The organism is Paenibacillus sp. 2TAB26 (assembly GCF_052115145.1).
In the GTDB taxonomy this organism is placed as follows: Bacteria; Bacillota; Bacilli; order Paenibacillales; family Paenibacillaceae; genus Pristimantibacillus.
This window is the reverse complement of record NZ_JBFRGC010000017.1, coordinates 116,829-139,843: the sequence shown is the minus strand read 5'-3', so window position 1 is coordinate 139,843 and position 23,015 is coordinate 116,829. Positions and strand designations below refer to the sequence as shown.

General features: G+C 40.8%; 25 protein-coding genes. 16 read left to right on the top strand and 9 right to left on the bottom strand.

Going from position 1 to position 23,015, the window contains the following annotated elements; genetic code table 11:
- Window positions 1-71: 71 nt before the first annotated feature.
- Window positions 72-320 carry a DUF2642 domain-containing protein gene (locus tag AB4Z50_RS20315; RefSeq protein ID WP_339208868.1) on the bottom strand — a complete coding sequence of 83 codons (249 nt, stop codon included), beginning with the start codon at window positions 318-320 and terminating at the stop codon, window positions 72-74.
- 192 nt (window positions 321-512) lie between these two features.
- On the opposite strand from AB4Z50_RS20315, the gene AB4Z50_RS20310 reads away from it, so the two are divergent.
- Both AB4Z50_RS20310 and AB4Z50_RS20305 read left to right on the top strand, forming a co-directional pair.
- Entirely contained in the window at window positions 513-1,175 is a 663-nt protein-coding gene (locus tag AB4Z50_RS20310) for a hypothetical protein (RefSeq protein WP_076268318.1), read from the top strand.
- A 1,036-nt stretch (window positions 1,176-2,211) separates the two neighbouring features.
- Window positions 2,212-2,484 carry a hypothetical protein gene (locus AB4Z50_RS20305; protein WP_441881358.1) on the top strand — a complete coding sequence of 91 codons (273 nt, stop codon included), beginning with the start codon at window positions 2,212-2,214 and terminating at the stop codon, window positions 2,482-2,484.
- Between the two features lie 511 nt (window positions 2,485-2,995).
- Here AB4Z50_RS20305 and AB4Z50_RS20300 read toward each other — a convergent pair.
- Window positions 2,996-3,250 (bottom strand): hypothetical protein, encoded by a 255-nt coding sequence (locus AB4Z50_RS20300; RefSeq protein WP_441881356.1) that lies wholly within the window; start codon window positions 3,248-3,250, stop codon window positions 2,996-2,998.
- Between the two features lie 461 nt (window positions 3,251-3,711).
- Here AB4Z50_RS20300 and AB4Z50_RS20295 point away from each other — a divergent pair, with 461 nt between their 5' ends.
- On the top strand, window positions 3,712-5,481 hold the full coding sequence (locus AB4Z50_RS20295; RefSeq protein ID WP_441881354.1) for an ABC transporter substrate-binding protein: 1,770 nt from the start codon (window positions 3,712-3,714) through the stop codon (window positions 5,479-5,481).
- 619 nt (window positions 5,482-6,100) lie between these two features.
- Here AB4Z50_RS20295 and AB4Z50_RS20290 read toward each other — a convergent pair.
- On the bottom strand, window positions 6,101-6,457 hold the full coding sequence (locus tag AB4Z50_RS20290) for a hypothetical protein (protein ID WP_441881352.1): 357 nt from the start codon (window positions 6,455-6,457) through the stop codon (window positions 6,101-6,103).
- A 2,042-nt stretch (window positions 6,458-8,499) separates the two neighbouring features.
- Between AB4Z50_RS20290 and AB4Z50_RS20285 the strand changes: the two genes are divergently transcribed.
- Both AB4Z50_RS20285 and AB4Z50_RS20280 read left to right on the top strand, forming a co-directional pair.
- On the top strand, window positions 8,500-9,492 hold the full coding sequence (locus AB4Z50_RS20285) for an HNH endonuclease signature motif containing protein (protein ID WP_441881350.1): 993 nt from the start codon (window positions 8,500-8,502) through the stop codon (window positions 9,490-9,492).
- Between the two features lie 13 nt (window positions 9,493-9,505).
- Entirely contained in the window at window positions 9,506-10,006 is a 501-nt protein-coding gene (locus tag AB4Z50_RS20280) for an SMI1/KNR4 family protein (protein WP_441881348.1), read from the top strand.
- A gap of 780 nt (window positions 10,007-10,786) precedes the next feature.
- On the opposite strand, the gene AB4Z50_RS20275 is transcribed toward AB4Z50_RS20280, so the two are convergent.
- From AB4Z50_RS20275 to AB4Z50_RS20260, 4 genes are all read right to left on the bottom strand, one after another.
- Entirely contained in the window at window positions 10,787-11,962 is a 1,176-nt protein-coding gene (locus AB4Z50_RS20275) for an MFS transporter (RefSeq protein ID WP_441881346.1), read from the bottom strand.
- Window positions 11,963-12,041: 79 nt separating this feature from the next.
- Window positions 12,042-12,353 (bottom strand): ArsR/SmtB family transcription factor, encoded by a 312-nt coding sequence (locus tag AB4Z50_RS20270; RefSeq protein ID WP_441881445.1) that lies wholly within the window; start codon window positions 12,351-12,353, stop codon window positions 12,042-12,044.
- 277 nt (window positions 12,354-12,630) lie between these two features.
- On the bottom strand, window positions 12,631-12,831 hold the full coding sequence (locus tag AB4Z50_RS20265; RefSeq protein ID WP_441881344.1) for a hypothetical protein: 201 nt from the start codon (window positions 12,829-12,831) through the stop codon (window positions 12,631-12,633).
- Window positions 12,828-13,754 carry an ATP-dependent DNA ligase gene (locus AB4Z50_RS20260; RefSeq protein ID WP_441881342.1) on the bottom strand — a complete coding sequence of 309 codons (927 nt, stop codon included), beginning with the start codon at window positions 13,752-13,754 and terminating at the stop codon, window positions 12,828-12,830. Before AB4Z50_RS20260 ends, AB4Z50_RS20265 begins: the two co-directional genes overlap by 4 nt.
- A gap of 87 nt (window positions 13,755-13,841) precedes the next feature.
- Between AB4Z50_RS20260 and AB4Z50_RS20255 the strand changes: the two genes are divergently transcribed.
- The 6 genes from AB4Z50_RS20255 (at window position 13,842) to coaD (ending at window position 16,431) form a co-directional block, all read left to right on the top strand.
- Window positions 13,842-14,036 carry a hypothetical protein gene (locus tag AB4Z50_RS20255; RefSeq protein WP_441881340.1) on the top strand — a complete coding sequence of 65 codons (195 nt, stop codon included), beginning with the start codon at window positions 13,842-13,844 and terminating at the stop codon, window positions 14,034-14,036.
- Entirely contained in the window at window positions 14,029-14,274 is a 246-nt protein-coding gene (locus AB4Z50_RS20250; RefSeq protein ID WP_441881338.1) for a hypothetical protein, read from the top strand. Before AB4Z50_RS20255 ends, AB4Z50_RS20250 begins: the two co-directional genes overlap by 8 nt.
- Window positions 14,275-14,330: 56 nt before the next feature.
- Window positions 14,331-14,633 (top strand): YolD-like family protein, encoded by a 303-nt coding sequence (locus AB4Z50_RS20245; RefSeq protein WP_441881442.1) that lies wholly within the window; start codon window positions 14,331-14,333, stop codon window positions 14,631-14,633.
- Window positions 14,634-15,090: 457 nt separating this feature from the next.
- A complete protein-coding gene (locus AB4Z50_RS20240) occupies window positions 15,091-15,291 on the top strand; it encodes a hypothetical protein (RefSeq protein ID WP_076268324.1) in 201 nt (66 codons plus the stop codon).
- A gap of 53 nt (window positions 15,292-15,344) precedes the next feature.
- Window positions 15,345-15,941, top strand: coding sequence for a 16S rRNA (guanine(966)-N(2))-methyltransferase RsmD (gene rsmD / locus AB4Z50_RS20235; RefSeq protein WP_441881336.1), 597 nt, complete (start codon window positions 15,345-15,347; stop codon window positions 15,939-15,941).
- Window positions 15,928-16,431 carry a pantetheine-phosphate adenylyltransferase gene (gene coaD, locus AB4Z50_RS20230; protein WP_076268326.1) on the top strand — a complete coding sequence of 168 codons (504 nt, stop codon included), beginning with the start codon at window positions 15,928-15,930 and terminating at the stop codon, window positions 16,429-16,431. Before rsmD ends, coaD begins: the two co-directional genes overlap by 14 nt.
- 39 nt (window positions 16,432-16,470) lie before the next feature.
- Here coaD and AB4Z50_RS20225 read toward each other — a convergent pair whose 3' ends face one another.
- Window positions 16,471-17,742: a nucleoside recognition domain-containing protein gene (locus tag AB4Z50_RS20225; protein ID WP_441881334.1), complete on the bottom strand. Its 1,272-nt coding sequence runs from the start codon at window positions 17,740-17,742 to the stop codon at window positions 16,471-16,473.
- Between the two features lie 208 nt (window positions 17,743-17,950).
- Between AB4Z50_RS20225 and AB4Z50_RS20220 the strand changes: the two genes are divergently transcribed.
- On the top strand, window positions 17,951-19,006 hold the full coding sequence (locus tag AB4Z50_RS20220) for a YlbL family protein (protein WP_441881332.1): 1,056 nt from the start codon (window positions 17,951-17,953) through the stop codon (window positions 19,004-19,006).
- A gap of 16 nt (window positions 19,007-19,022) precedes the next feature.
- Here AB4Z50_RS20220 and AB4Z50_RS20215 read toward each other — a convergent pair whose 3' ends face one another.
- Window positions 19,023-20,273 carry a nucleotidyltransferase gene (locus tag AB4Z50_RS20215; RefSeq protein WP_441881330.1) on the bottom strand — a complete coding sequence of 417 codons (1,251 nt, stop codon included), beginning with the start codon at window positions 20,271-20,273 and terminating at the stop codon, window positions 19,023-19,025.
- 185 nt (window positions 20,274-20,458) lie between these two features.
- Between AB4Z50_RS20215 and AB4Z50_RS20210 the strand changes: the two genes are divergently transcribed.
- From AB4Z50_RS20210 to plsX, 4 genes are all read left to right on the top strand, one after another.
- Window positions 20,459-20,956 carry a YceD family protein gene (locus AB4Z50_RS20210; RefSeq protein ID WP_441881328.1) on the top strand — a complete coding sequence of 166 codons (498 nt, stop codon included), beginning with the start codon at window positions 20,459-20,461 and terminating at the stop codon, window positions 20,954-20,956.
- Window positions 20,957-20,994: 38 nt separating this feature from the next.
- Window positions 20,995-21,168, top strand: coding sequence for a 50S ribosomal protein L32 (gene rpmF / locus AB4Z50_RS20205; protein ID WP_006036546.1), 174 nt, complete (start codon window positions 20,995-20,997; stop codon window positions 21,166-21,168).
- A gap of 277 nt (window positions 21,169-21,445) precedes the next feature.
- Window positions 21,446-22,042: a transcription factor FapR gene (gene fapR / locus AB4Z50_RS20200; RefSeq protein WP_441881325.1), complete on the top strand. Its 597-nt coding sequence runs from the start codon at window positions 21,446-21,448 to the stop codon at window positions 22,040-22,042.
- Entirely contained in the window at window positions 22,026-23,015 is a 990-nt protein-coding gene (gene plsX / locus AB4Z50_RS20195) for a phosphate acyltransferase PlsX (protein ID WP_430054995.1), read from the top strand. Before fapR ends, plsX begins: the two co-directional genes overlap by 17 nt.

Here is a 23,015-nt window from a genome sequence, read left to right as displayed (position 1 = left end):
ACAGCATTCATAAGAAAAAGGGGTGCTCTCCAAGTAGGTTTGCCTACTGGGGGAGCACCCCTTTGTTCGATTTATAATGGCATTGTCCATACAATTTCAGCGATTCGAACGCAAGCCTGACGGCTGTGTAATTGCAGGAGCACATGGTCTGGTTTTACGTCAATGATAGATCCTTCGATTGCTCCCCTCGTTGTTTCGAGTAATACGCAGCGACCAGTTAAGCGCATGAGGGCTTCTACTACATAAGGATCAATGGCCGATACGGTTTGGATTTGAACAGGATTACTCTGAACTGGACTGACGTTGCTTGGTTGATACAAATTATCCACTCCTTAAATATAGGTTCTAACCCATCATATGCAGATGTCTAGTGCATGGAGTGGGCTAAAGCCTTGTATCATTATTCGGTTCGTTTGACATGCACAAAAGTAATAAATAGGTATAACATACTATTTTTAAAAAAACGATAATACTAAAATATGAGAATTACAGTAGATACAGGGGGAAAAAGATTGAGAATTACAAAGGAATCACTGGCTGAAAGAATTAATTTAATTTCGGAGAGAGCAAAAGAGTACGATAATATTGGCGTGTTGATTATAAGTAAATGCCAATCGCTGTACGAGGAGTTAGATAAGATTAAAGAAACGGATTCTGCAAAGCTAGAACGAAAACTAACCTTGTTTAAATTCAATCTTGATAAAATGGACATTATTTTAGCAGATCACAAAAGTGGGAAAAACCTAGCATACGGCAGCTTATCTACACGTTTAAACTTAAATGTAACCTACATATTATTAGTTTTCTGTATACTAATATACTCGGGTCTTTTTGTATTTATCGATTCCTATAATAGTGCTGATCCTATGCAAAATATAAATGTTTATGTAACAAATTATTTAAAATATTTTCTCGTTAGCGTTATGGGTGCGCTATTATACTTCATAACGGATTCCATGGTCGTTTACAGTAAAAGCATGACTAGAATACTCGTAGCGATGTTTATACCTGTGTTGTTTTTAGGAGTACTATTTACGCCAGGCGAGACTCAAAACTTGGATTTGAGCAGTACAAACGTGATGTTATTTTTATTTGGCTACTCCTCCAATTTAATTTCTATTTTGCTGAATAAAGCAATTAAAAAAGTTGAACAGTTGTTTAATGTTCAACAATAAATGAAAAGAGGACGTTTCATAAGTAGTTATGTTCGCTGTTGCCATAGCTTGATTTGAACAAAAAAGCTGGATAACATTAAAAAATAGCGTTGCTGGCGGTTATGCCTGCACCGCTATTTCCTATTGTGGTATATAGCTGCTTGTATAAGTGGAATATGGGTAAGCGAAGGCCGCATCAGTCTTAGATTTACTTTTGCAAACTGCGAAGCAGGAACTGAACTCTGCCTGCACTGCTGGTTATTCTTTATCTAACCCTTTTATCCAAACTTGACGGCAATCACGTTAGGATTCACTCATTCGTCTCACTGATCTCACCGAAATAGCATAACATCCTAAGCTCACATCTATCTCTAACGAACTGTATCCTGCTTATTAAGCATAAAACTGCCTTTCTGAAGTTTTAACGAACTGTATAGACGTTATAGCTTGCTGAAGAGGGTGTTAAGCGTTATTTTTCTCGAAATAACGTCTCTGGAGTTCGTTAAAATTTTAATCCCTTATAAATGGGTTAAATAAGAGCTGCTGGGTTCGTTAGCTATAGGTTTAGTAGGAGAGAGCATTGTTGGAAGCAGTGAAATCAAAGAAAAGCTTCATCAACCAAACAAAGTAAGGGCTGTTCCAAACATAGATAGATCTACTTTTGAGCGAGCCCCTCTTTATTTTGGTTGAGTAATGAAGATTTTTTTCTGACGGTTACTACATTATCGGGTATTGAAGAACTAACTTTGCTACAGGTGATTGAGCCATTATGTAATTAAAAGGAGTGTAGTTATTGCTAGGTAATTGTTTGTTTAATATCATTTTAGTAATTACAGATCCAATTAAGAGTAACAACAGTAACTCTGAATATGATCAAGAGACCTGAGTCCATGAGTGATCACATCCTTAGATTAATTTTATAAATCGATGTAATGCTCCTTATTAAAGACAGGTAATACCTAAACCGAAATCATTTTCAGCATAAAAAATGTAAATATGAGCACTATAATTATTGGGCAATAAAGGACTATAACAATAATTATTGGAGGTTCATTCAATGAGCGTGAAAAAGGATGCTGATGATTTTCTAGAAAATCAACAATTGCAGCAAGCACAGCAAGAGGTTCAGGTGGCGCATCAATTGATGCAAGTAGAGAGTCAAGAATTACTAGAAGCGGAACAGCTCCTGCAAACGGAGATTCAACATGTTTTGCAGGCTCAACAACAAGTGAAACAAGAACAACAAGACATTCAAGCAGCACAACAATTACTACAACAAGCACAAGCTGCTGCTATGGCTTCTCAAAACAATCCACTTCAAGACTCCTAAGAGCTAAAGTGTTGAAACGCAATGGCAATGAAATAAGTGAAGATGAAAAGCCTTCGGATAAATCTGTAGGCTCTTTCATGTGTTCATGATCACGATTCGTTGTGGTAGGGGACATATGTAGGATTAATTATGAAACGGGTTCATATTGAAAATCAAGATTCTGAGTCGTCTTGTTTTGCCATTTTAATAAAACTTAAAACAATAACTATTAACTGTAAAGTTAATAGAAAAAATTCGATTATATAATTTCTACTTCTATTTCTATTTCTACTCATCGCAATGCCTTCTCTCGACAAATTCTTTGATAATTCCACTAAATTTTAACATACAAAACAAAGTAAGAATACACAATTTGAGCAAAAAATAGGCTGATATTATTGGATTGATGTAGAATCAGAAATTGAAATTTCAACTAAAGTGTTACATCGTTAATACCAGAACGAGGAGAAACTAAAAAAAAGGGCCCCGATGAAGAGCCCATTCATAAACCAAATCATGAATAAAAATCATGCTATCCGCGTTGTAACAGTAAATAGCCGGATACAGCTGTTGTTCTCTTGCTAACAACCACAATAAAGCCGTTCTTCTTCAAGCATTTTATTGCAGGGATAAGGAGCGAGCCTGAAGTTAGTTTGCTTTCACAAGGTTTAGCACTGCCGATGACACGGGAAGCAGTAATTTTGCGAGCAGAACCGGGGATAAGCGGGTTTCTTGTCCAGGATGCTAATACTAAATCAGGTTCTAAAGGAATACCTACAGAAGACATATCTATCACCTCGCTTTCACTAGACTCTATATCAAATGCTGGAGGATGATAGATTGTGACTTAAATGATGCCTTTTTTTGAGATACATTGAAATGATAGATTGATAAGTAGTATAAAATTAAAAATAAATCAGAAAAAAGAGCTATCAGGATGTTTCATTGCGACTTTGCGCATAAGTCACTGTAAACAGGTATTAAAAACGTCAAATTCCTAAGTGAATTAAGTTTAGCTGGTTATCGTAAATTGTTAAAACGATCACATAATAATATTTCGTTCAAGGAAAAAAGTAATATATCATTAATTTAATATTGCCTTTTATTTGTTCGACATAGCAAAACGTAAAATCGAAATTTGTTTAGGGTACCTCGCTTGTTAATTTCATTATACAGGTGAAAGAAAGGTTTAAAGAGTGTAGAATATGCTCAATAGATTTCCTCTTTTAAGTGAGGTGAGGAATTACGATGTTAACAATTGAACGTTATTTGACGCTGTACGGGCGGTTTGCGAGTGAGCTTGGAGCAGGTGCAGCGGCGGAGGCATCACTGGAGAAAATAGCTGAGGCGCTGTATTGTACGGAACGAAATGCCAAGCTTGTTCTCCGCAAACTGTCAGAGGAAGGCTTCATCGAGTGGAAGGCAGGAAGAGGCAGAGGCAACCGATCACAGATTACTTTCCGAAAAGACCGGGAGAAGCTGCTTCTGGATCTGTCACGACAATATGCCGAAGAAGGAGATTATAATAAGGCTTTTCATCTTCTCCAGTACTTTGGGGAAGGAACGGCGGCCAATGAGAAATTTATGGAGTGGATGAGAGGCAGCTTTGGCTTCCACAAACAGCAGGGGAAACTGGCCGATGTGCTGCGCCTTCCTATTACAAGGACGATCATGACTTTGGATCCGGCAGAATGTATCTTTTCATTTGATGCGCATATCATTCAGCAGATTTGTGACAGACTTGTTGTGCTGGAGGAGAATACGGGCCGGATATTGCCCGGTATCGCCCATGAGTGGGAATGCAATGAGGATGCTACAGTATGGACTTTTCATCTGAGGAAAAGCGTATTATTCCATAACGGAACTGAACTTACCGCAGCTGATGTTGTTTTTACGATAGAACGTCTGAGAAGCGGAAAACTGAATAGCTGGATTATGCGGTCGCTGGACAGAGTCGAAGCGATATCAGAACGGATTGTACGCATTCAATTGCATAAACCCAACTGGTTATTTCTCAAATATGCCTGCTCCGTTGTAATGTCAATATTGCCCTCAGGGCTGCTGGGGCAAAGCGAAGAGTTGTTCTGGAAGCGTCCCATTGGCACAGGCCCTTTCCAGATTGAAGAGTGGAACAGTGGAAGGCTGCTGCTTGAAGCAAATGTACAATATTTTCAATCACGTCCTCATTTGGACCAGGTCGAAATCGTACATGTACCGCAGCATGAAGCTCTTAAGGCCAATGTGGCAAGTTGGAAGCAGCTTATCTGTGATCCGAAGCAGCAGGCTGTGATGGAAGAGAACGGCTGGATCAAGCTTGAATCCAAGAACGTCTGTACGAGTATGCTGAGCTTTAACATGCAGAGAGCAGGACTTCAGCAGTCGGAGATGTTCCGCACTATTTTAGATCAGCTGCTTGACCGGAATCGAATGATTCGCGAACTTGGAGGCTACCGGTATATGCCGGCCAAAGGTTTTTTCCCTAAATCAGAACCTTCTGAAGGAATAAGGGAAGCAGGTTGTGATGAGGAGCTGCGCAAGCAGATTATCCGATACGGATTTGATCAATCGCCGATTACGTTATGTTCGCATACGAGTAATGAGGCTGATGCCCGATGGATTCAGAAGCAGTGTACCGACTATGGCATTAAGATGCAGGTTCGTGTTGAGTCACCGGAGAATGTGCTGGACGAGGTTGATATGACGCTGTATTCGCTCGTATTTCCTGAGGATGAGGTTAGTTTGATCGAGAGCTGTGAACAGGAAGACAGCTTCTTGAAGAGACTGATGACGCCGGAACTGTCGGTTTGGACACTTGATCGATTTGATGAAGCGCTTGCTTGCAGGAATTCGCCAGACCGAATGGCTATTTACACAGAAATTGAAGAGAGAATTCGGGAGGAGTACCAGGTCTTATTCTTGCTTCATAGTAAATTTTATACCGACTACCATCCTTCTTTAAAAGGAGTTCGGATCAATTCGCTCGGCTGGATTGATTTCAAACACATTTGGCGTGCCTAACAATTGGTTCCTCTTTTATATCTTTAAAATAATGAATGAGATTTAGAAAGTCCTCCTCGAAAGCCATTCAGAGGAGGATTTTTTTCATTGCTAATTAACTAAAAGACTCAGCAGCATTTATAAAAGTTTCTTGCTTATATTCTACTGTTCTTTCTTGAATACTTTTAAAAAAATTATGAAATGTTAAAAGTTTATTTATTAATTCGAGTACTGCTTAAGGGGAGTCGCGCGAATTATTTGCCGTTAGACGCATTATGGTGAACCTTATCCTAAACAAGAAAAAAAGCATTTCCTGGATATTTCATTATTTTAAAAATCCTTGTATCTTTTTTTTAATTGGGTTTTCTTATTTTGAGAGGCGTATCGATATGACAAGGGGGATGGTGCTGAAGGATCTGCAGATATAACTAAACGGAATTGATAATACACAGTTGGTCGAGACCCTAATTTGTAGTCAATGAAAAGCCATAAGCAGAGAGCTAAAAACGACAGGATTTCGACAACTGGTTGCGATTCTTGTCTCACAAACAGGGAGAAGTCTCCATAATAGTAGGGAGGCTTTTTTCCTGTTTTTGCATGTGCTTTGGATTTTCGATATCGTTATAAATGATGGCGTTTATTACATTTGTGCAAAGTCTTCTGGCTGCATTGCATCCCATTCATCGCTTCGATATGCTTTACCATTATATCTTACATAATACAGCATATTCAGGTTTTTAATTTCTTGTTTTAATACTTTCTTATCAAATGGTCCGTTTCCGAAAATTTCATTTAAATCTTCGTTTAGTAAATTCAAAATTTCATCCGGCATCATGGCGTTACTGTTATCGATAAGCTCTACCCCTGAGTACTCCAAGTTCATTTTAATTTTAAATCCCGAACTGACAATTCCTTTAATTAATAATATGGAGTTACTTTTTGGTTTTTGTTTAATTTCATCAAAAAACACGGAACAATTAATACCTTCTGGAATCAAGGGAACACCTCATATCTAATTTTACTCCTTAACAGGAGTCTATTAGTATTGTACACCTAATTTATTTATTTCTCTCACTTATTTAAGATTCTTCTTTATTATTTTAAATCATAGCATTGCTAGGTATGGTTTTATCACTAATATTGCCTAGATACCATTAAACTGGAAGAGAAGAGATTGGCAAAAGGATCACAACGGCCAACAAGAGATAGGGTTAAAAATGAAAGCGGCTAGTTGAATCTCAACAGGATGAGTTAGAACTGATATTAACTGTTTGGAGTTGGGATCATGCGTTGAAATGGAAGATCATGAGGATGGGCTCAAGAACAGAATCACTTCACATTGAATATTAAGGAATTATAACGAAAGTGCTGTGTTTGGAAATGAAGTATTATCGTCATCTCTCTAGTTCATGGAGTGCGAAAACTGAACGTTTTAAAGGAAAAGTATTACGGTGGGGCAGGACACTTGATGAAGCAAAATGAAGGGCAGCATACCCTAAAGGAACTCAAAGTCCTGAGTAGACAGGCCTTTTTTAAAATATAAATAGAAATACAAAATGAATGGAGGGGGTACGGATGGCAAGCAGGACAGGAATATAGGTATTAAAGTAGATAAAAGAAGGTATGGTAAGTGTCGTCACATGCACATGTATTAATGTAGTGTTATAGGATTATCATAAATGACTCTGGCGAACCGTTATAGGAGGGTTAATCGTTGAGAGTATTTCGTTTCTTGGAATGGAGTGGGATAAAATGACGGAACAATTAATTTCATGGGAAGCTCTCTCCGAAATGGGAGAGCTTTTTTAATTACTTATATTATCGTGCAATATACCAAAATTTTGATCGATAGATTTGTACGATGGTTGCCAAAGAATATATGTGGTCGTTGTAGCATTCTTTATTTTAACACTTGCAAAGGAGCTGATGCTTAGGATTGGCACATATATGGACTGATATTTGCGAGTTCTTTTCTTATTGTAGTCGTCGCAAGGCAGATACAAAATAAGTAAATCAGTCCATTTGTTAAGGAAGAAATACTATGGCCAAAAAATATATTAAAGCTCATATTCCGAAAACAACGGTGTGCAGCCCTCGACCTGCGATGCTTATGTCGGTGAAAACCATAACTAGTCACGATACCGTCTAGCTCGGCACGTGGAGAGTGAAACAATCTCTCACAAAATAATCATCATTTCATAGTTTGTGGATAGCAGGAAGCCATTGAATGTTACCGCTTAATGACAATGTATTGGTTTCTTACGATAGTTGTGAACAGAAAAATGGAAATCTTACACTAATTTTTGCGAGAGCGAAGAATATGTGAGGTAGCTAGTCAACGCTAATGAGATAGTTGCATCTATGCATAAGGCCCACGGCTGGGATATGGATGGACTAAAGAGGAATTTAGATTGGTCTGGTAAAACTTTCTCAAGACTGGTGTACGGCCGAGGTACTTGGGAGGACTGGTTTCTGTTTATGAATAAGTTGGCTGCTATGTTATAGCTGCCAAAAGAGGAGGTGAAAGCGAAGATGAAAGCAGAGACGCAAATATGATTATTCCTATTCTGAGCACAGCTCATGCGATTGCGCATGATAAAGCAATCCTTGAAGAGCTACATAGACTAGTAAATGAACTAGGCAAGGTGTCTTACCATAAGATGAAATATGTATTGTTGTGGCTTAGCTATTTCCAAGCTATTTGAAAATTATCTTTATATTCTTCAACACTACCAATGTGATTATAAATATTAATTCAGTGACATTTAAAATTCCTGCAATAGCATACTTCCGAATTAAGGAAAGTAGTATTTAAACTTTGCGTTCCGCAATAACGTTTTCGGAAAATACTAATCTTTCTTTCGTTTCAATTTTATGGAAAAAAATGGTATAAGAATAGTACACTTATTGAAATGGAGGTGAAATATTTTATAAGTGGACTAATTTACTCTAATAACTAAAATACCAATCTTAAAAAGATTAATTAGTTACTTAGGTACATTGATTCAATAAAATATAATAGTGAAAGTGGTGTTTATATTGATTAAAAAACTGTTACCAATATTTCTTAGTTTGTTGTTAGTCTTTACCTTAGGCTTTAATCAAAGATCATCAGCTGAGAAGATAAAATATGAGGATTTTAATCTAGAAAAAAAACTTATTGAATCTATAGAGCAAAATCCAGATGATGTATTTTTGAAAGAGGTTAGGAAGTATTTAACGACGGGATATAGAAACGAAGTAGCTAAAAAAGAAATTACTGCTGGTGTATCACCGTCTTCTTATAAAACTTATATTATTGTTTATGATGACAAGACTGGTAAATCTCTAACTCTAGAAGAGTATTTAATTGAAAAAGAGAAAAGTTTAAACAAAAATAGGAACATAAACTCATTTAATGCTGCTGCAGCTCCGGCAAATGCAGTAATATTTAATGTATATCTCACTTCTAGTGTGGTAAATAAAACAATCACACATAAAGTAGTATATTCAAGTTATATTGGTAAAGCCCCAACTTCTATTTCAATATCTAATCGTCTTAAATCTTCTACCTCCAGAAATGGCACATACTCTACCGAAGCGACATCAAGCGAAACTATGAAAAAAGTACTAGACGCATCTGAACCTACTACAGTAGCTAGTACAAAATATTGGAAAGGTGATTTTACAGCACAGATCTATTCCGGAACAGTTTTAGTAAGTGTTCATAATGGTGGTACCGATGTAGCTCAGCTTTACAATAAAAATGGGGTAGTATATCCACCGTATACTGATCAACATTCTGGTATAGTGATGATAGAGCCAGCTACAACGAGTTGGGCTAGAGTTCCTTCAATTTCCTGGAGTGGCAGGGATGCATATATCAAATGGTATGAAACACAATATGGAGTTCCAAATTGGAATTGGGATGATTATCAAATACATCATATTAGACCAAGAAATTTAGGTGGTACTAATGTATATTCGAATTTAATCCCACTAGTAAAAACTTTTCATACTGGAACGGTCAATCCGTGGTTTGCTGCCTATTAAGGAGGAATTATTTGTGAGTGAATATGAGACTATAATCAAAGCTTTAATATCTAGATTTAATGATAATGTATTAACAATTCAAACTACAGGTGGAGAAACATATCAAACAATTTGTACTTTTAATCCACCAGCTTCGTTGAATGAAATTGAAAGCATGTGTGAATTAAAAAATTGGTCATTGCCGATAGATTATAAACATTTTTTATTATATTCAAATGGTGCGCGATTGTTTGATGTTGTAAGAACCTATGGTGGAATTGAATTATTCAGTATTGATGAAATATTACAGAACCATTATGATTACATGCTTGACACCTGGATACCCATAGCAAATCACCAAGGTGATCTTTTATTAATCGATTCTTCACGAACTGATGGTGATAATTATTTATTTTGGCGAGATTTCGGAGAGCTTATTGATCAACAAACCTTTTCTTTTAAAATCAATTTTAGAACGTGGTTTGAAAGGATTATACTCTGTCAGGGAGAAAGGTTTTGGTTGTGGCAGAATTAATAGAGTATAAAAAAATTTATAATGGACTCAACGATAAGAAGACTCTTGCAATTTAAGCAGGAGTCTTCCGTATTTACTGATTTAACGAATGTTTATATAATCTCTTCTAGACTTCATTTTGTTTCTTCTACTACTCACCGCATATTTTCTATGACGATAGAGGAAGTGCTACATTTTACATAAATCAGGAGCGCTACGCTAAGTTAGAAAGAATAAAAAGGATTAGTAGAATGAATGTGCATGAGATTAACGTGTATAGTCCTGCAGCTCGTAATTATTACAACCCTGAACCAGCCGGAAATGAAATAGAGTAGCTGCTGGAGGATGCCGTTCTAAATATATTCGCTGTTTGTCGAAACAATTATAGCACCAGTAAAATCAAGTTTGAATTGAAGAAAAAATCATTCCGCACCTCACTCCGTAAAATCGGTCAAATCATGAAAAAGCATGGCTAGGTATCTAAAAGATGACGAAATCAAGGGAGTATAATCAAAGTGCCGTTCATGGATATTATGAAGGTACATTCAACTGAAAGTTAATATGCGAAGCTCTTAAGCTCTTATTTGATTGTATTCTATAATCTGAGCGACAACAATTGCGGATGCTGGCCGTAGTGCTGAGAGGATCTAAATAGAAAACAGCGCATTAACCTAGTGGTCAAGCCCCAATATTGTAGACAATGAAAAACGCACTATGAAATGAACTGATAAATGACTAAGTGGCAGACCAAATTCTGGTCTGCCACTTCAATGAATGATTGAACTATCGTTCCCCGTTAGTTTAACGCACGTTTACTTCCTCTGCATTCGATTTGGAAATTTTTATTTTTACCATAATCAAAACGAAAGCAAGCAATGTAAACATAATTCCGCTCCAGATGAGCTGATGTATTCCCAAGTGAGAAATAAACCAACCACCGATAGAAGCCCCTACAGTAATTCCAAGATTGGAAAATGAGACAAACAAGCTGTTGCCGAATTCGGGAGCTTCTTTCGCCTCGGTCGTTAACCATGCTTGACTGACAATAAGCCCGCCGGAATGCACTACCCCCCAAATGATTACGATAACAACCATCGGAATGAGATAAGATCCCAGATAATAAGCGAATAAGTAAATTACCGCATATAGCAGAGGAAACATGATGACGGTCTTTGTAATGCTTTTATGAACAAAGCCCCCAAATAAAAAATTCCCAAAAATCATGATGATACCAAAGACCATCAACATGATGCTGATTCCTGACCCGTTCATATGTGTTACTTGCACAAGATATTCAGCAAAGTAGCTGTACACAGAAAACATAGCTGCAAAGATAAAAATAACGGTCACGATATTTAACCACAATTGAGGTTTACGTAATATGCCAAGCTGCTTGCCATAAGACATTTTTTCCTTAACAGGCATGGAAGGAAGCCAAACTTGTATCCCTACAAAGGCAATCATGCTTACAACAGCTCCGAACAGGAAAGCGACTTCTAACGAAATCTTCTCCGCGAGATAAGATGTCAAAGGCACGCCAAAAGCAAACCCCACCGTGATTCCGGCGAAAACCTTTGTGACCGCTTTACTGCTTTTTTCCGGAGGGACAAGCTTGGCTGCGGTCACAAGGGCAACCGAAAAAAAGACGGGATGAAAAATAGCAGGGATAATACGAAAAACTAGCATCACATCGAACTGGGTTGTATAAGCATAAACCATATTCGAAATTGCAAAAATAAGCAAAGTGGTTAATAGAATGACTTTACGATTAATACCGGATACGAGTAATGTCAGGAATGGACCTGAGATAGCAACAACGAGAGCAAATATACTTACAAGCCATCCGGCCTGTGAGGTCGATATATTAAATTTTTGAGTTACCTGGGGTAAAACACCTATAATCCCCATTTCCGTTGTAATAATACCGAATACGCCTAAAGCCAAAATAATGATAAGCAAAGGGTTAACCTGTTTCATTTTAAATGTAAGCCCCCTATTATATTTACATATATAGATTCATAGATGTATATTACAAAAAAAAAGACCTCCTTTCAGTCTATAGTTTCTTTTGGATGTACTCGGAAAATTCCTGTATTGTCTTTTCGTTTCGACGATAGTACGTCCACTTCCCAATTCGCTCAGATTCCAACAAACCAGCTTTTTGCATCGTCAACAAATAACTCGAAATAACAGACTGTGCAAGACCTGCTTTAGCCTGAATATCTCCCACGCATACACCAATTTGAAAATTGAGACCTTGTTGTAGATAAGGTTTTTCATCAAAGAATTCCTCTGGATTCTTTAACCATAGCATAATTTGACTACGCGTCTCGTTAGACAAAGCTTTATAAATCTGTAATGGTTCCATACAGATTATTATATCTATTTTTATAGATTTGTAAATATAAAATATGCTGTTTTCTCCAATATCTTTTGACAAGAACTTGAAAAATCTATTGCCTGTACCGACTTTGTTGGAGAAATCTGCCCGTTAGCTTAATGAAGTCTAGTTTAACATTCGGTTGCTCTCTTTTTCTCATAAAAATACACCCCTAAAGTATCATCGGTTTCCCATATGGGTTTTTCCAATGTCTACTATAAGGGGTGCACTTCATTCCGGTTGGTGGGGGTGTTTTTGTTTTTATTTATTTTTCTTCATTGTCCTCTATAAAGTCTTTGGCTTTTTCTAAAACATCCGATATCTGAACTGCATCATGCTCAAGCCAGTCGGTTACTTCCTCCGTTCCCATCGTGCCATGCATAACTCTTCCGACAACAAGGTCTAATTCTTTAGAGGCGTGATCAATTTCATTGATTATTATTTCTTGTTCTGTTGTTTTTTTCATCCCTCTGCTCCAAAACCAAGTAGCTTGGGCTGCCTTAATATTCCTGAGTCACTAAACTCGAGGGCAGTTACTCGACAAGGAAAAGGTACGGCCAGCCAAACTACATTAGATTTTTTCATGCCAGGAGAGAGAGTTTCAAAGGGGCATTCTCCGGGGTGCTGCTGCATGAATTGAGCCAGCACCTTTTTTGATGCTACATCTATTCCCGAAACATGACCAACATAACGGTCATCGTACCGCAGTACTAGGCTAGATACATAACCATTCTTTAATTTGATACCCACAACATCGGCGGTAATCCGGACTTCTTTCCGCTTCTTGAACCAATATTTATGTTTCTTAGCTTCGACATACGGACTATCCAGTTTCTTAGATATGATACCTTCCCATTCCCGAGTGTTTACCCACTCCCAAAGAGCTGGGCCGTCGTATACTAGGTCAGTGACAAAGACCCTCGGTTGCTTCTCTGGAAATTTTGATGCAAGACGAGAGTACCTTTCTTTAAATGGGAGTGGCCGGATATCCTCGCCTTCATCGTATAACAAGTCGAATGCCACAAATATCATATTCTCATCGTATTTCTTACGATTGACACCCACTAGAACCCGCTGGAAGTTAGGTCGACTACCGTCAAAGTATGCAATCTCGCCATCAAGCACACAGGCTCCTATCCGAAGCGGACTCAACAATTCAACAATTTCGGGAAAACGATCGTTTCTGGGTTCAACCCTTTTCGAAAATATCTCTACTCCGCCGTTGCCATCAAGCCTGACTAGTGTTCGAACACCGTCCCATTTTATTTGGTATCCCCATTCGGGTCCAACAGGTATTTCAGAGGAAGTGATCGGAGCCATTGGGACTTTTGGCAAAGTCATGGGATTCATAAAATCACCTTTTCCTTTATTTTCAATTATGATTGACACATAAGAAAAAATAATTCTAACAACTCGAACAAAGAACGTGTGTTCGTGTATATTATGAGAACGAGTATTCGTATTGGAGTGATGGTCATGATTGAAAACCATATCGGCCAGACAGTACAAATCATCTATAATGACCGAAAAAAGAATATATCAATTCGATTAATTCAGGTATTATCCGTGCGCAATGGAAAGGTCAGAGCCTTTTGCCTAAGTGCAAATGCGCCACGTGTATTTAATGTAGAAAGCATAATTGATGTGGAGTTGATTAAACAGCATGCTTGATGATGCAGCACGCAAGGTTTTAACAGTTATGTGGAACGTATACCGTAACGATCCTTCTATAATAGATGTCTATTATTTGAGTCAAAAGGCTCAACGGACAGAGGAACAGGTGAAAGATGCAATTAACGAACTAGTCAAAGAAGGATTTGTTTTATGGGATAGAAAAGCTAATACGTTCAAAGTGCTATATAACCGCGAAGCAGCTAAGCCGGTGATGTCCCGTGGATGGATTAAATGAACAAGGTGAGTCGATTAAATCCAGAGAGTAATAAAATGTGGTCAAGCAGCCGCATGATGTTGCCTGAGCATATTTTGGCGATAAATAAGCAGAGGGAGGATTTGGACATGGCAAAAGCAAAAGGACCGAAAAGACCAACGAGAGATGAATTTGAGATGGAGGAATTAGGTGAGCGTCTTGTCGAAGCTCAACAAGAAGAATTGCAGATAAAGCTAATCGTTTGGAACTGGGATCAACCTGTGATTGGAAAAATAACAAAGATGGACTCGCGAACAAAGTCGGTTCATGTAGTAAATCATGGGAATATGATTAAAGTTCCGTTTATGGATATAATGAAGGTACAGTCAGCAGGCAGCTAATTATATATAAGAAGTTGAAAAGCCCTTATAATTAATAAGGGCTTTTTCTTATCTTTATGTACATTAAACAAGTGTGTAAAATAAGTGTGAAAAAAAATCAAAACCTATCGTATTCTATCGTATTCTTACGATCTGTAAAACAAAAGAAAACCCGCTAAACCCTTGATAATCAAGGCTTTAGCGGGTATATGTAAATCATTAAAATGATCTAAGTAGTTCTTAATGGCGCCCCGGAAGAGATTCGAAAACGTATAGTAAGTAAGGTTATAAAAAATAGAGTATTCCAGACTGAAAGCGGCTTATTTTGTTAGATAGTAGTGAAATGTATCTCAACAATAATTTTGGTGGACAATTGGTGGACAGGAATATAGATTGCATTCAATTTAACTCAAATAAACCTTGATATAACAAGGATTTAAACAAAAAAATCGGGCGCCCCTTTCGGAGCGCCCTTTTCATGGGAGAGGAGAAACCGGACGAAGAGCTTATGGGGAAACGTAAGTCTTCTCCGCGGTTGTCTACGACATCTTGCGACGCCGATAAATTTATTTTGTCCTTATTACTGGTAAATATACTTGTTCAAAATGAAAAAAATATCGTCGTACAGATATGGGCAAGCGGCGTCCACAATTTTCGAGTTGCAACTGCTTTATTATGAACGGGATTCTATGGTACGATAGGCGGGAATGAGATAGAAGGGGGCAATTGCAAGTGAGAGTCATTGCGGGCGAGGCCAAGGGCCGCACGCTTAAGGCTGTGCCTGGTATGAATACGAGACCGACAACGGATAAGGTTAAGGAAGCTATTTTTAGTATGATCGGACCTTACTTTGACGGAGGAATGGCACTGGATCTGTTCGCAGGTACAGGTGGATTAGGTATTGAGGCTTGGAGCAGAGGCATAGAACGTACTGTTTTTGTTGATCGGGAAAGAATAAGCATTGATACGATCCGTCAAAATGTTGAAACGGCGAAGATGGGAAGCGCTGCTGAAATTTATAAAAATGATGCGGAGCGCGCATTGAAAGCGCTAGCGAAGCGGGAGCAAAAGTTCCGGCTTGTTTTTCTTGACCCGCCATACAAAATGATTACGATGGATAGTCTTATGACACAGCTTGCCCAAAATCAGATGCTTGAGCCGGATGCGATTATCGTAGTCGAGCACGATGCAGCTCACCGTTACCCGGAGAAGCTGGAATATTTTGACCAACTGAAGCATGCGAAATACGGGGATATTGCCGTTTCTATATATCAATATTACAGCGATGACAGTCATCAAGACGGGAGTGAATCCGATGTTAACGAATAAACAAGAGCGCGTTGCTGTATATCCCGGCACGTTTGACCCTGTAACTTATGGCCATTTGGATATTATTCGAAGGTCTGCCAAACAATTTGATCGGTTAATCGTTGCTGTATTGAACAATTCGAGTAAAAATCCTTTGTTCAGCGTGGAGGAGCGCAAAGCGCTGCTTACAGAAGTGACGCGCGATATTCCAAATGTGGAAATTGACAGTTTCCGGGATTTGCTCGTTCGATTTATGAAAACACGGCAAGCTAATGTCATTATTAGAGGCATTCGTTCAGTAACTGATTTTGAATACGAGCTGCAGCTCGCTTCAACTAATCATTTGCTTGATGATGAAATAGATACGATGTTTATGATGACGAATCCGAAGTATTCCTACTTAAGCTCAAGCATCGTCAAAGAGATCGCACAATTTCACGGCGCAGTGCATGAGCTGGTACCGCCAATTGTGGAGAAGCAGCTAAGAGAGAAATATAACTCGAAAATTTAAATAAATGTTTGAAAAAGCCATTGTTTATCTTATTTTGGATTATATCGATTTACCTGTTCTCCGGAATGGCAGAAGAATGAGGGATACAAACAGTCCCATAAGAGTAAGTAGGATGCAGGCTGATATGGATAACAGCCATAAAAATGGTAAATCATTTGCATTTATGATTTCAGCGACAGTGTGTTGTATAGAGTAAGGATTAGATGGCGCCAACGTTGGCGTTGCTCCAGGTGCGAGTATCGGACGAAGCATTGAAGTGAGCGGCTTCCACAGGATGATCATAAATACACAGGCATGGAGAGCATGAATGATTCTCCATAATGCGAATGGGAGCAGCTTAAGGTCCGTCCCCGTAATGGAGTATCCAGCTTGTAAAATGCCGCTTAGTCCGCTCCATGCAAGCACAGTTGCGATAGCGGCAGCATTTCCGAGCATACCGGCTCCGGGAGCATCCCAGATCGCAGCCGCATAAGCACCCATATGACCTTCAAAAAAAGCCTGGCTAATAAAGTTTAGCCCAGCCTTATCCAGCCAAGGAGAGAGCAGCGGCTCTGATAATTTTGCAAGCACAGCTGCAAAAATCATAAATCCGCCGATCATCATAAGCTTCTGAACGCTTGCTGCAACAGAATCGCCAAGCGCTTTGCCGAAGCTGCGGCCATCCTGCTCTCTTCCGAGGCGAAATGCCTCTGCTGCACGATGAAGGATAGTGCTGCGATGCTCCACGTCATTGGCTGTGGCTGATAGTTTCTGACCTAGTTGATGACCAGGCTGTTCCTGATCTGACCGCTCCTGACCTGGCTTCTCTTTACGGCTGAACAGCGTCATTATAAACATGACCCATAGCGCGGATATCCATACGGCTGCAGCAATAATGGCACCTACAATGGGCTTGTGCAGAAAGCCTGCGCCAATAACGACAAGCATAAATAATGGGTTTGGCATATGAGCGAGGGCTAGCAGCCGCTGGCCCTGTTGTTTTGTCACGACGTTTCTTTTGCGTAAGGAAGCTGTCGCTTCTGCTCCCGCGGGATAACCACCCATCCAACCAAGAACTATCGTAAGCGCGGCTTCACCTGGCAGTTTAAACAGTCTGCTCATCAGCGGCTGGAGCAGAGAGCCTAGCGCATGTGTGAGCCCAAAGGCTGCAATAAGCTCAGACAATACGAGAAACGGCAATAAACCAGGGAATACAATATTCCACCAGACGGTGAGTCCTTGAAGCGAAGCTTGAAACGCAGCATCTGGCTGAATGATGATGGCAACAACGAGCAATATGGACAGGAACGCTAACATAACTGTTTTAGCCAATGCTACTCCACTCCTTTAATTTTCTGCAAAAATAGAAATGATGCGACACGCCGAAAGGCAGGGCTAGGGCATCATGAGATGGACAATCATATACGTTAAATAGTACGCGTATAAAGTCATGGATAGACCATTTGGAGCAGCTTGTCTGCCTCAGAATAGTTAATGCTATATTTGACTGGCAAATTGGAAGTTTGAACGGGGTGTGCGATTGCAAAAACAACGATCAGATTTTCGCAGAATAGCAACGATCGCTGTATCGACAGCGGCTTTGATGTGGGTATTGTTATATGCTCCAACGCCCTATGTTGTTTATGAGCCGGGGATAGCTGTACCTGTTAAACCGATGGTAACGATTGAAAAGGGAGATGCTTTAGGAAAAGGCGACTTTTTGCTGACAGCAGTGAAAATGACGGAGCCTAATTTCTTGCGGACTATTCAATCGATGTGGAATTCGAATATGGATGTTCATCTCAAACGAGATGTGCTGCAAGGATACACAAAAGAAGAGTATGCACAAAGGCTAAGCATCATCATGCAGGGCTCGCAAAACAATGCGATTGAAGCTGCATATCATTATGCAGAATTACCCTATGCAAGCAAGCTGAACAGCGTTGTTATTACGGAAGTAAATCCTATCGATCACCCTTTGAAAAGTTCATTCAAAGCAGGAGATAAGCTTTTAGGCATTCATGGCGAAAAACCGCCGAACAGCTTGGCAGATTTGTTTGAGACGCTGAGAGGGTATGATAAGCAGCAAAACGTTTTATTTGATGTGGAGCGCAAAGGGCAGCAACTACAGGTCTCTTACTCATCGGATACATTAAAATCTGTCTCGACTAACGAGCAGCTCTTGAGTGTTCTGGGCATCGTAAACTTGACGGAACAACGCGGCTTGGACCCATCGGATCACAATAACCGCATCAGTATAAAAGTAGGCGATATTGGGGGGCCATCGGCCGGTCTCGTTTTTGCTTTGCAATCCCTTGATCTGCTAACGAACGGTGATTTGTCGGGAGGTCATCGCATTGCGGCGACAGGCACGATTACTCCACTCGGAGAGGTCGGAGCTATCGGTGGAATAAAGCAAAAAGTTGTCATTGCAAGCGAGGAAGGCGCGGAGCTGTTTCTTGTTCCTTCTGATAACTATAAGGATGCCGAGGCGAAAGCAAAAGCGCTTAACGCCTCGATGAAAGTGGTCAGCGTAAGTACGCTGAAGGAAGCTGTGGAGCAAGTAAAAGTTTATCTCGCTGGGAACGAAAGGTAACTTTTATTTATTTCGATTAGGAATCGATGGTTACGGGTCTTTCCGTAAAATCACGGAATAACGATTGAGGGGCATGAATGCCCGGTACGCCTAGTGAATAGACACTGCTCGCTTGTGTATCAAGCTCCAAATAACGGAAGGGCTTTGGTGCTCTTGCTGCGCTTTGCAGCACAGGCAATTTGGCACAATTTCGCATGCGTCGTAATAAAAGCTTGCCTTTTTCCGTAAAACCAAGCACTCTTATATATTCAACACCCGAAGCAAGCTTATCCGGTGTGAAATCAGATTTCTGATGTCCAAGCAGAATAGCAAGAAGTGAACGCTGCAGCTTCGTTCTCGTATAGCGCTTCGTTTTTAAAGCTTCTAGCAGGTCATCGAACTGGCGGGAGGGCAGCTTGGGAAGGGCATTCAAAATGCGATGCTCCAATCCTTCTGTCATCTCATGCAGGTTCGAAAGTTCATATGACGAGCGAGTTACAATCGCGTGAAGCAGCGCATTCGTAAAAGGCTCCCAGCTGATCGGGCAACGTCCGCTAGCCCATTCCTGCTGCAAGATTCGCGTTGTGGATTCCGGTACATAAGCGCGCGCTTCCTCAAGAGATCGTTTCTCGAGCAGCAGCTTGCGGATTGCGGTCGCGCTTGCGATTTGGCTGTCGGTTGCGGTTTCTTGATTGTACTGCGCTTTCTCACGAGTGATAGTGTGCGGCTCCATTTTGCCGCCTAGCCGTTTCAGCGCAAGCAAATAATGGAGCGCTAATGTATGATTAGGAAGCGCGAATGGAAAATTAGCGGCAGAGGAATAGCCCTGATCCGATAAGTAGGTGGTGATGGCGCTGCTGTACGCGTTCGGATAACTAATTCCCGTTTGAAGCAGCTGCTTCAATAAGGCTTTAAAGGCTGGCGGCTCGTTTGTAATGAGCTCTGCTGCCTGTAGCAGCGGCTCAAGCTCACCGTTTTCCGTTCCAAAGCAGAAGCTGTCAACGACGCCTGTCGCCTCTAATAAGGACACAGCGCCATAGGCGAACCACTCTGCGGCTTGTGTTGCGTAAGCAACCGGCAATTCAATGACAAGATCGCAGCCGCCTTCAAGCGCCATACGTGTTCTAGCCCATTTATCCAGCAGGGCAGGCTCGCCGCGTTGCAGGAAATGGCCGCTCATGACGGCAACGACGGCGTCAGATTGCGTTATTTTGCGCGATTGTTGCAAATGATACAAATGTCCGTTGTGAAATGGATTATACTCGACAATGAGCCCGACGGTGCGCATTCGCTTGATCCTCTCTCTGTTAAATGTTGGTTGTTTCACTATAGCATAGAGAGGGAGCACAATCACGGTCTGCATCAAGTGTTATTGAAAAACCGTGTGAAAATGTTGACAAAACAGTAGTCTGATAGATATAATAATCTTTGTTTGTTTGGGGTGATCTGATGCAGTTTCATATTCAAGAAACAATGTCCAAAGGGTTGAAAACTACAATCGACGAACAGCTCGATGTTAGTGACCTTTTTAAAGGACGCCAAGATGTTTATCGTACGGGACCTCTCCATGTATCGCTTCAGGTAACTGGGCACGAAGAGTTTATCGAAGTGGATGGCAAGCTTGCCATCGATCTCGAGCTTGCCTGCTCACGCTGCCTTGAACCGGTAAAGGATCATACGGTTATTCGATTCTCTGAAGTATTTAAGCGGGCTACGTCTGACGAAGACCGTGATGAGGATATGGAAGAGGAAGAGAGTGATTTCATTGAAGTAAATGCGGACAGACTGAACTTGAAGCCTTATGTGGAAGAAGCACTTCAACTGTTCATGCCTTTTGCACCGCTTTGCAGCAATGATTGTAAAGGTCTCTGTCAGACTTGCGGACAGAACTTAAATGAGCACAAATGCAGCTGCTCCACGGAGAAGGTTGATATCCGTTTTGCAGCGCTAAAGGATCTATTTAAGGAATAAGAGTAGTGCTGATTGAATTTTTGAAGGAGGTGTTAAATATGGCAGTACCTCAGCGTAGAACATCCAAGACTCGCCGTGATAAACGTCGTACGCATTTCAAACTTGCAGTACCGGGCATGGTGAAGTGTGAGCAATGCGGCGAGCTGAAATTGGCTCACCACGTATGCAAAGTTTGTGGATATTACAAAACAAAAGAGATCATTTCTCAATAAGAAATGATGTCTGGGATAGCACTTCATCCATGTGATGAAGTGCTATTTTTTTGCTCATATCGATTCGTGTAAGGCTAGGGAATGGATGAAAAAGCAGTTATATTTTTATGCAACATTGCGCTCGAGCGTATTTTTTTATATACTTAATTAGTACCAGGTGATAATATCAAGCAACATACATATACTAATCGTACTGATGCCTCACAAGGCCGCGGAACAGATATAAGATTGTCTATCATTCACTATTTGGTAAAAGGTGGTGCCGAACATCGAACGAATGCCCAAACGGCAGCGGCATCAGCAGCTTGCCCGACACATTGATGAAAATCCTTTTATAACGGATCGGGAACTGACTAGGTTGCTCAAAGTAAGCATCCAGACGATACGCCTTGACCGGATGGAGCTTGGTATACCAGAGCTTAGAGAACGTCTGAAGCTGATGGCAGAACGTTCATACGACTCCGTTCGCTCGCTCGCATTGCACGAGGTGATTGGTGATATTGTCGATTTGGAATTGGACAAGAACGGCATCTCGGTATTCGAGATTCGTGAAGAACATGTATTCTCCAGAACGGGCATTGCACGCGGTCATCACGTATTTGCACAAGCAAATTCACTTGCCGTTGCTATTATAGATGATGAAATTGCACTTACCGTAACAGCGGACATTAGATTCATTCGACCTGTTAAGCTTGGGGAGAAATGTATTGCCAAGGCTTATGTTCGTTCCATTTCGGGCGAGCGAAGCAAGGCGAAGGTAGAGCTGTTCACATATGTCGGAGACGAAATGGTGTTCCAGGGTAACTTTGTTATTTATCGGTCCGCGGGAGACACAGATGCTGAAGGAGGAGACGTACGTGCGGATCGCTATTGATGCTATGGGGGGAGACAACGCCCCTGGCTTAATTGTGCAAGGAGCGCTTGACGCGGCGGCGCAGTGGCCCGATACAGAGCTGCTGCTCGTTGGTGAAACGTCTGTTATTGAACCGCTCATGAAAGGGCAGAAGCCCGCTAATATAACCATTTGCCATGCTGATGAGGTCATTGGTCCAGATGATGAGCCTGTTAAAGCGGTACGCCGCAAAAAAGGAGCATCCATGGTCGTTGCTGGACAGCTCGTTCGTGAAAAGCAGGCAGATGCTATGCTGTCAGCAGGCAATACTGGTGCTTTGATGGCGACTGGACTTCTTGTCGTCGGTCGAATGGATGGAATCGAACGGCCCGCGCTCGCTCCTATGATGCCTACGATGGATGATGTCGGCATTCTTACGCTTGATTTGGGAGCGAATATGGATGCAAAGCCGGAGCATCTGCTGCAATATGCAATTATGGGAAGCATTTATCGTGCAAAGGTTCACGGACTGGAGAAGCCGAGAGTTGGGCTTCTGAACGTGGGAACTGAAGCGATGAAGGGAAATGAAATGGCTAAAGCGGCTTACGCTTTGCTTGAGCAAGCTCCAGTGAATTTTATCGGCAACGTTGAAGCAAGGGATGTTCTAAATCGAAATTGCGATGTCCTTGTTTGCGACGGTTTTGCCGGCAATATTATGCTGAAAGCCATGGAAGGCGCCGCGGGTACGATTTTTGATTCGCTTAAGGACGCTTTCGGTCAAACGCTGTTAACGAAGCTTGCTGCGGCAATCATGCTTCCTAAGCTGCGTGTGCTTAAGAAGAGAATGGACTATAAGGAGCATGGCGGTGCACCTTTGCTTGGACTGAATGGCCTTGTAGTAAAATGCCACGGCTCCTCGGATGCCCTCGCTGTGAAAAATGCCGTAAGACAGGCTCGCAGCGCCATTCAAGGACAATTAATTGAAACAATCGCATCAGAAATCAACGGGAAGTGA

What these genes read in the sequence shown, in the direction of transcription:
- AB4Z50_RS20305 (WP_441881358.1), top strand. Translation starts at nt 2,212, where the DNA reads ATGAGCGTGAAAAAGGATGCTGATGATTTTCTAGAAAATCAACAATTG.
- AB4Z50_RS20300 (WP_441881356.1), bottom strand. Translation starts at nt 3,250, where the DNA reads ATGTCTTCTGTAGGTATTCCTTTAGAACCTGATTTAGTATTAGCATCC.
- AB4Z50_RS20295 (WP_441881354.1), top strand. Translation starts at nt 3,712, where the DNA reads ATGTTAACAATTGAACGTTATTTGACGCTGTACGGGCGGTTTGCGAGT.
- AB4Z50_RS20275 (WP_441881346.1), bottom strand. Translation starts at nt 11,962, where the DNA reads ATGAAACAGGTTAACCCTTTGCTTATCATTATTTTGGCTTTAGGCGTA.
- AB4Z50_RS20270 (WP_441881445.1), bottom strand. Translation starts at nt 12,353, where the DNA reads ATGGAACCATTACAGATTTATAAAGCTTTGTCTAACGAGACGCGTAGT.
- AB4Z50_RS20265 (WP_441881344.1), bottom strand. Translation starts at nt 12,831, where the DNA reads ATGAAAAAAACAACAGAACAAGAAATAATAATCAATGAAATTGATCAC.
- AB4Z50_RS20255 (WP_441881340.1), top strand. Translation starts at nt 13,842, where the DNA reads ATGATTGAAAACCATATCGGCCAGACAGTACAAATCATCTATAATGAC.
- AB4Z50_RS20250 (WP_441881338.1), top strand. Translation starts at nt 14,029, where the DNA reads ATGCTTGATGATGCAGCACGCAAGGTTTTAACAGTTATGTGGAACGTA.
- AB4Z50_RS20245 (WP_441881442.1), top strand. Translation starts at nt 14,331, where the DNA reads ATGTTGCCTGAGCATATTTTGGCGATAAATAAGCAGAGGGAGGATTTG.
- AB4Z50_RS20240 (WP_076268324.1), top strand. Translation starts at nt 15,091, where the DNA reads ATGGGAGAGGAGAAACCGGACGAAGAGCTTATGGGGAAACGTAAGTCT.
- coaD (WP_076268326.1), top strand. Translation starts at nt 15,928, where the DNA reads ATGTTAACGAATAAACAAGAGCGCGTTGCTGTATATCCCGGCACGTTT.
- AB4Z50_RS20215 (WP_441881330.1), bottom strand. Translation starts at nt 20,273, where the DNA reads ATGCGCACCGTCGGGCTCATTGTCGAGTATAATCCATTTCACAACGGA.
- AB4Z50_RS20210 (WP_441881328.1), top strand. Translation starts at nt 20,459, where the DNA reads ATGTCCAAAGGGTTGAAAACTACAATCGACGAACAGCTCGATGTTAGT.
- rpmF (WP_006036546.1), top strand. Translation starts at nt 20,995, where the DNA reads ATGGCAGTACCTCAGCGTAGAACATCCAAGACTCGCCGTGATAAACGT.
- fapR (WP_441881325.1), top strand. Translation starts at nt 21,446, where the DNA reads ATGCCCAAACGGCAGCGGCATCAGCAGCTTGCCCGACACATTGATGAA.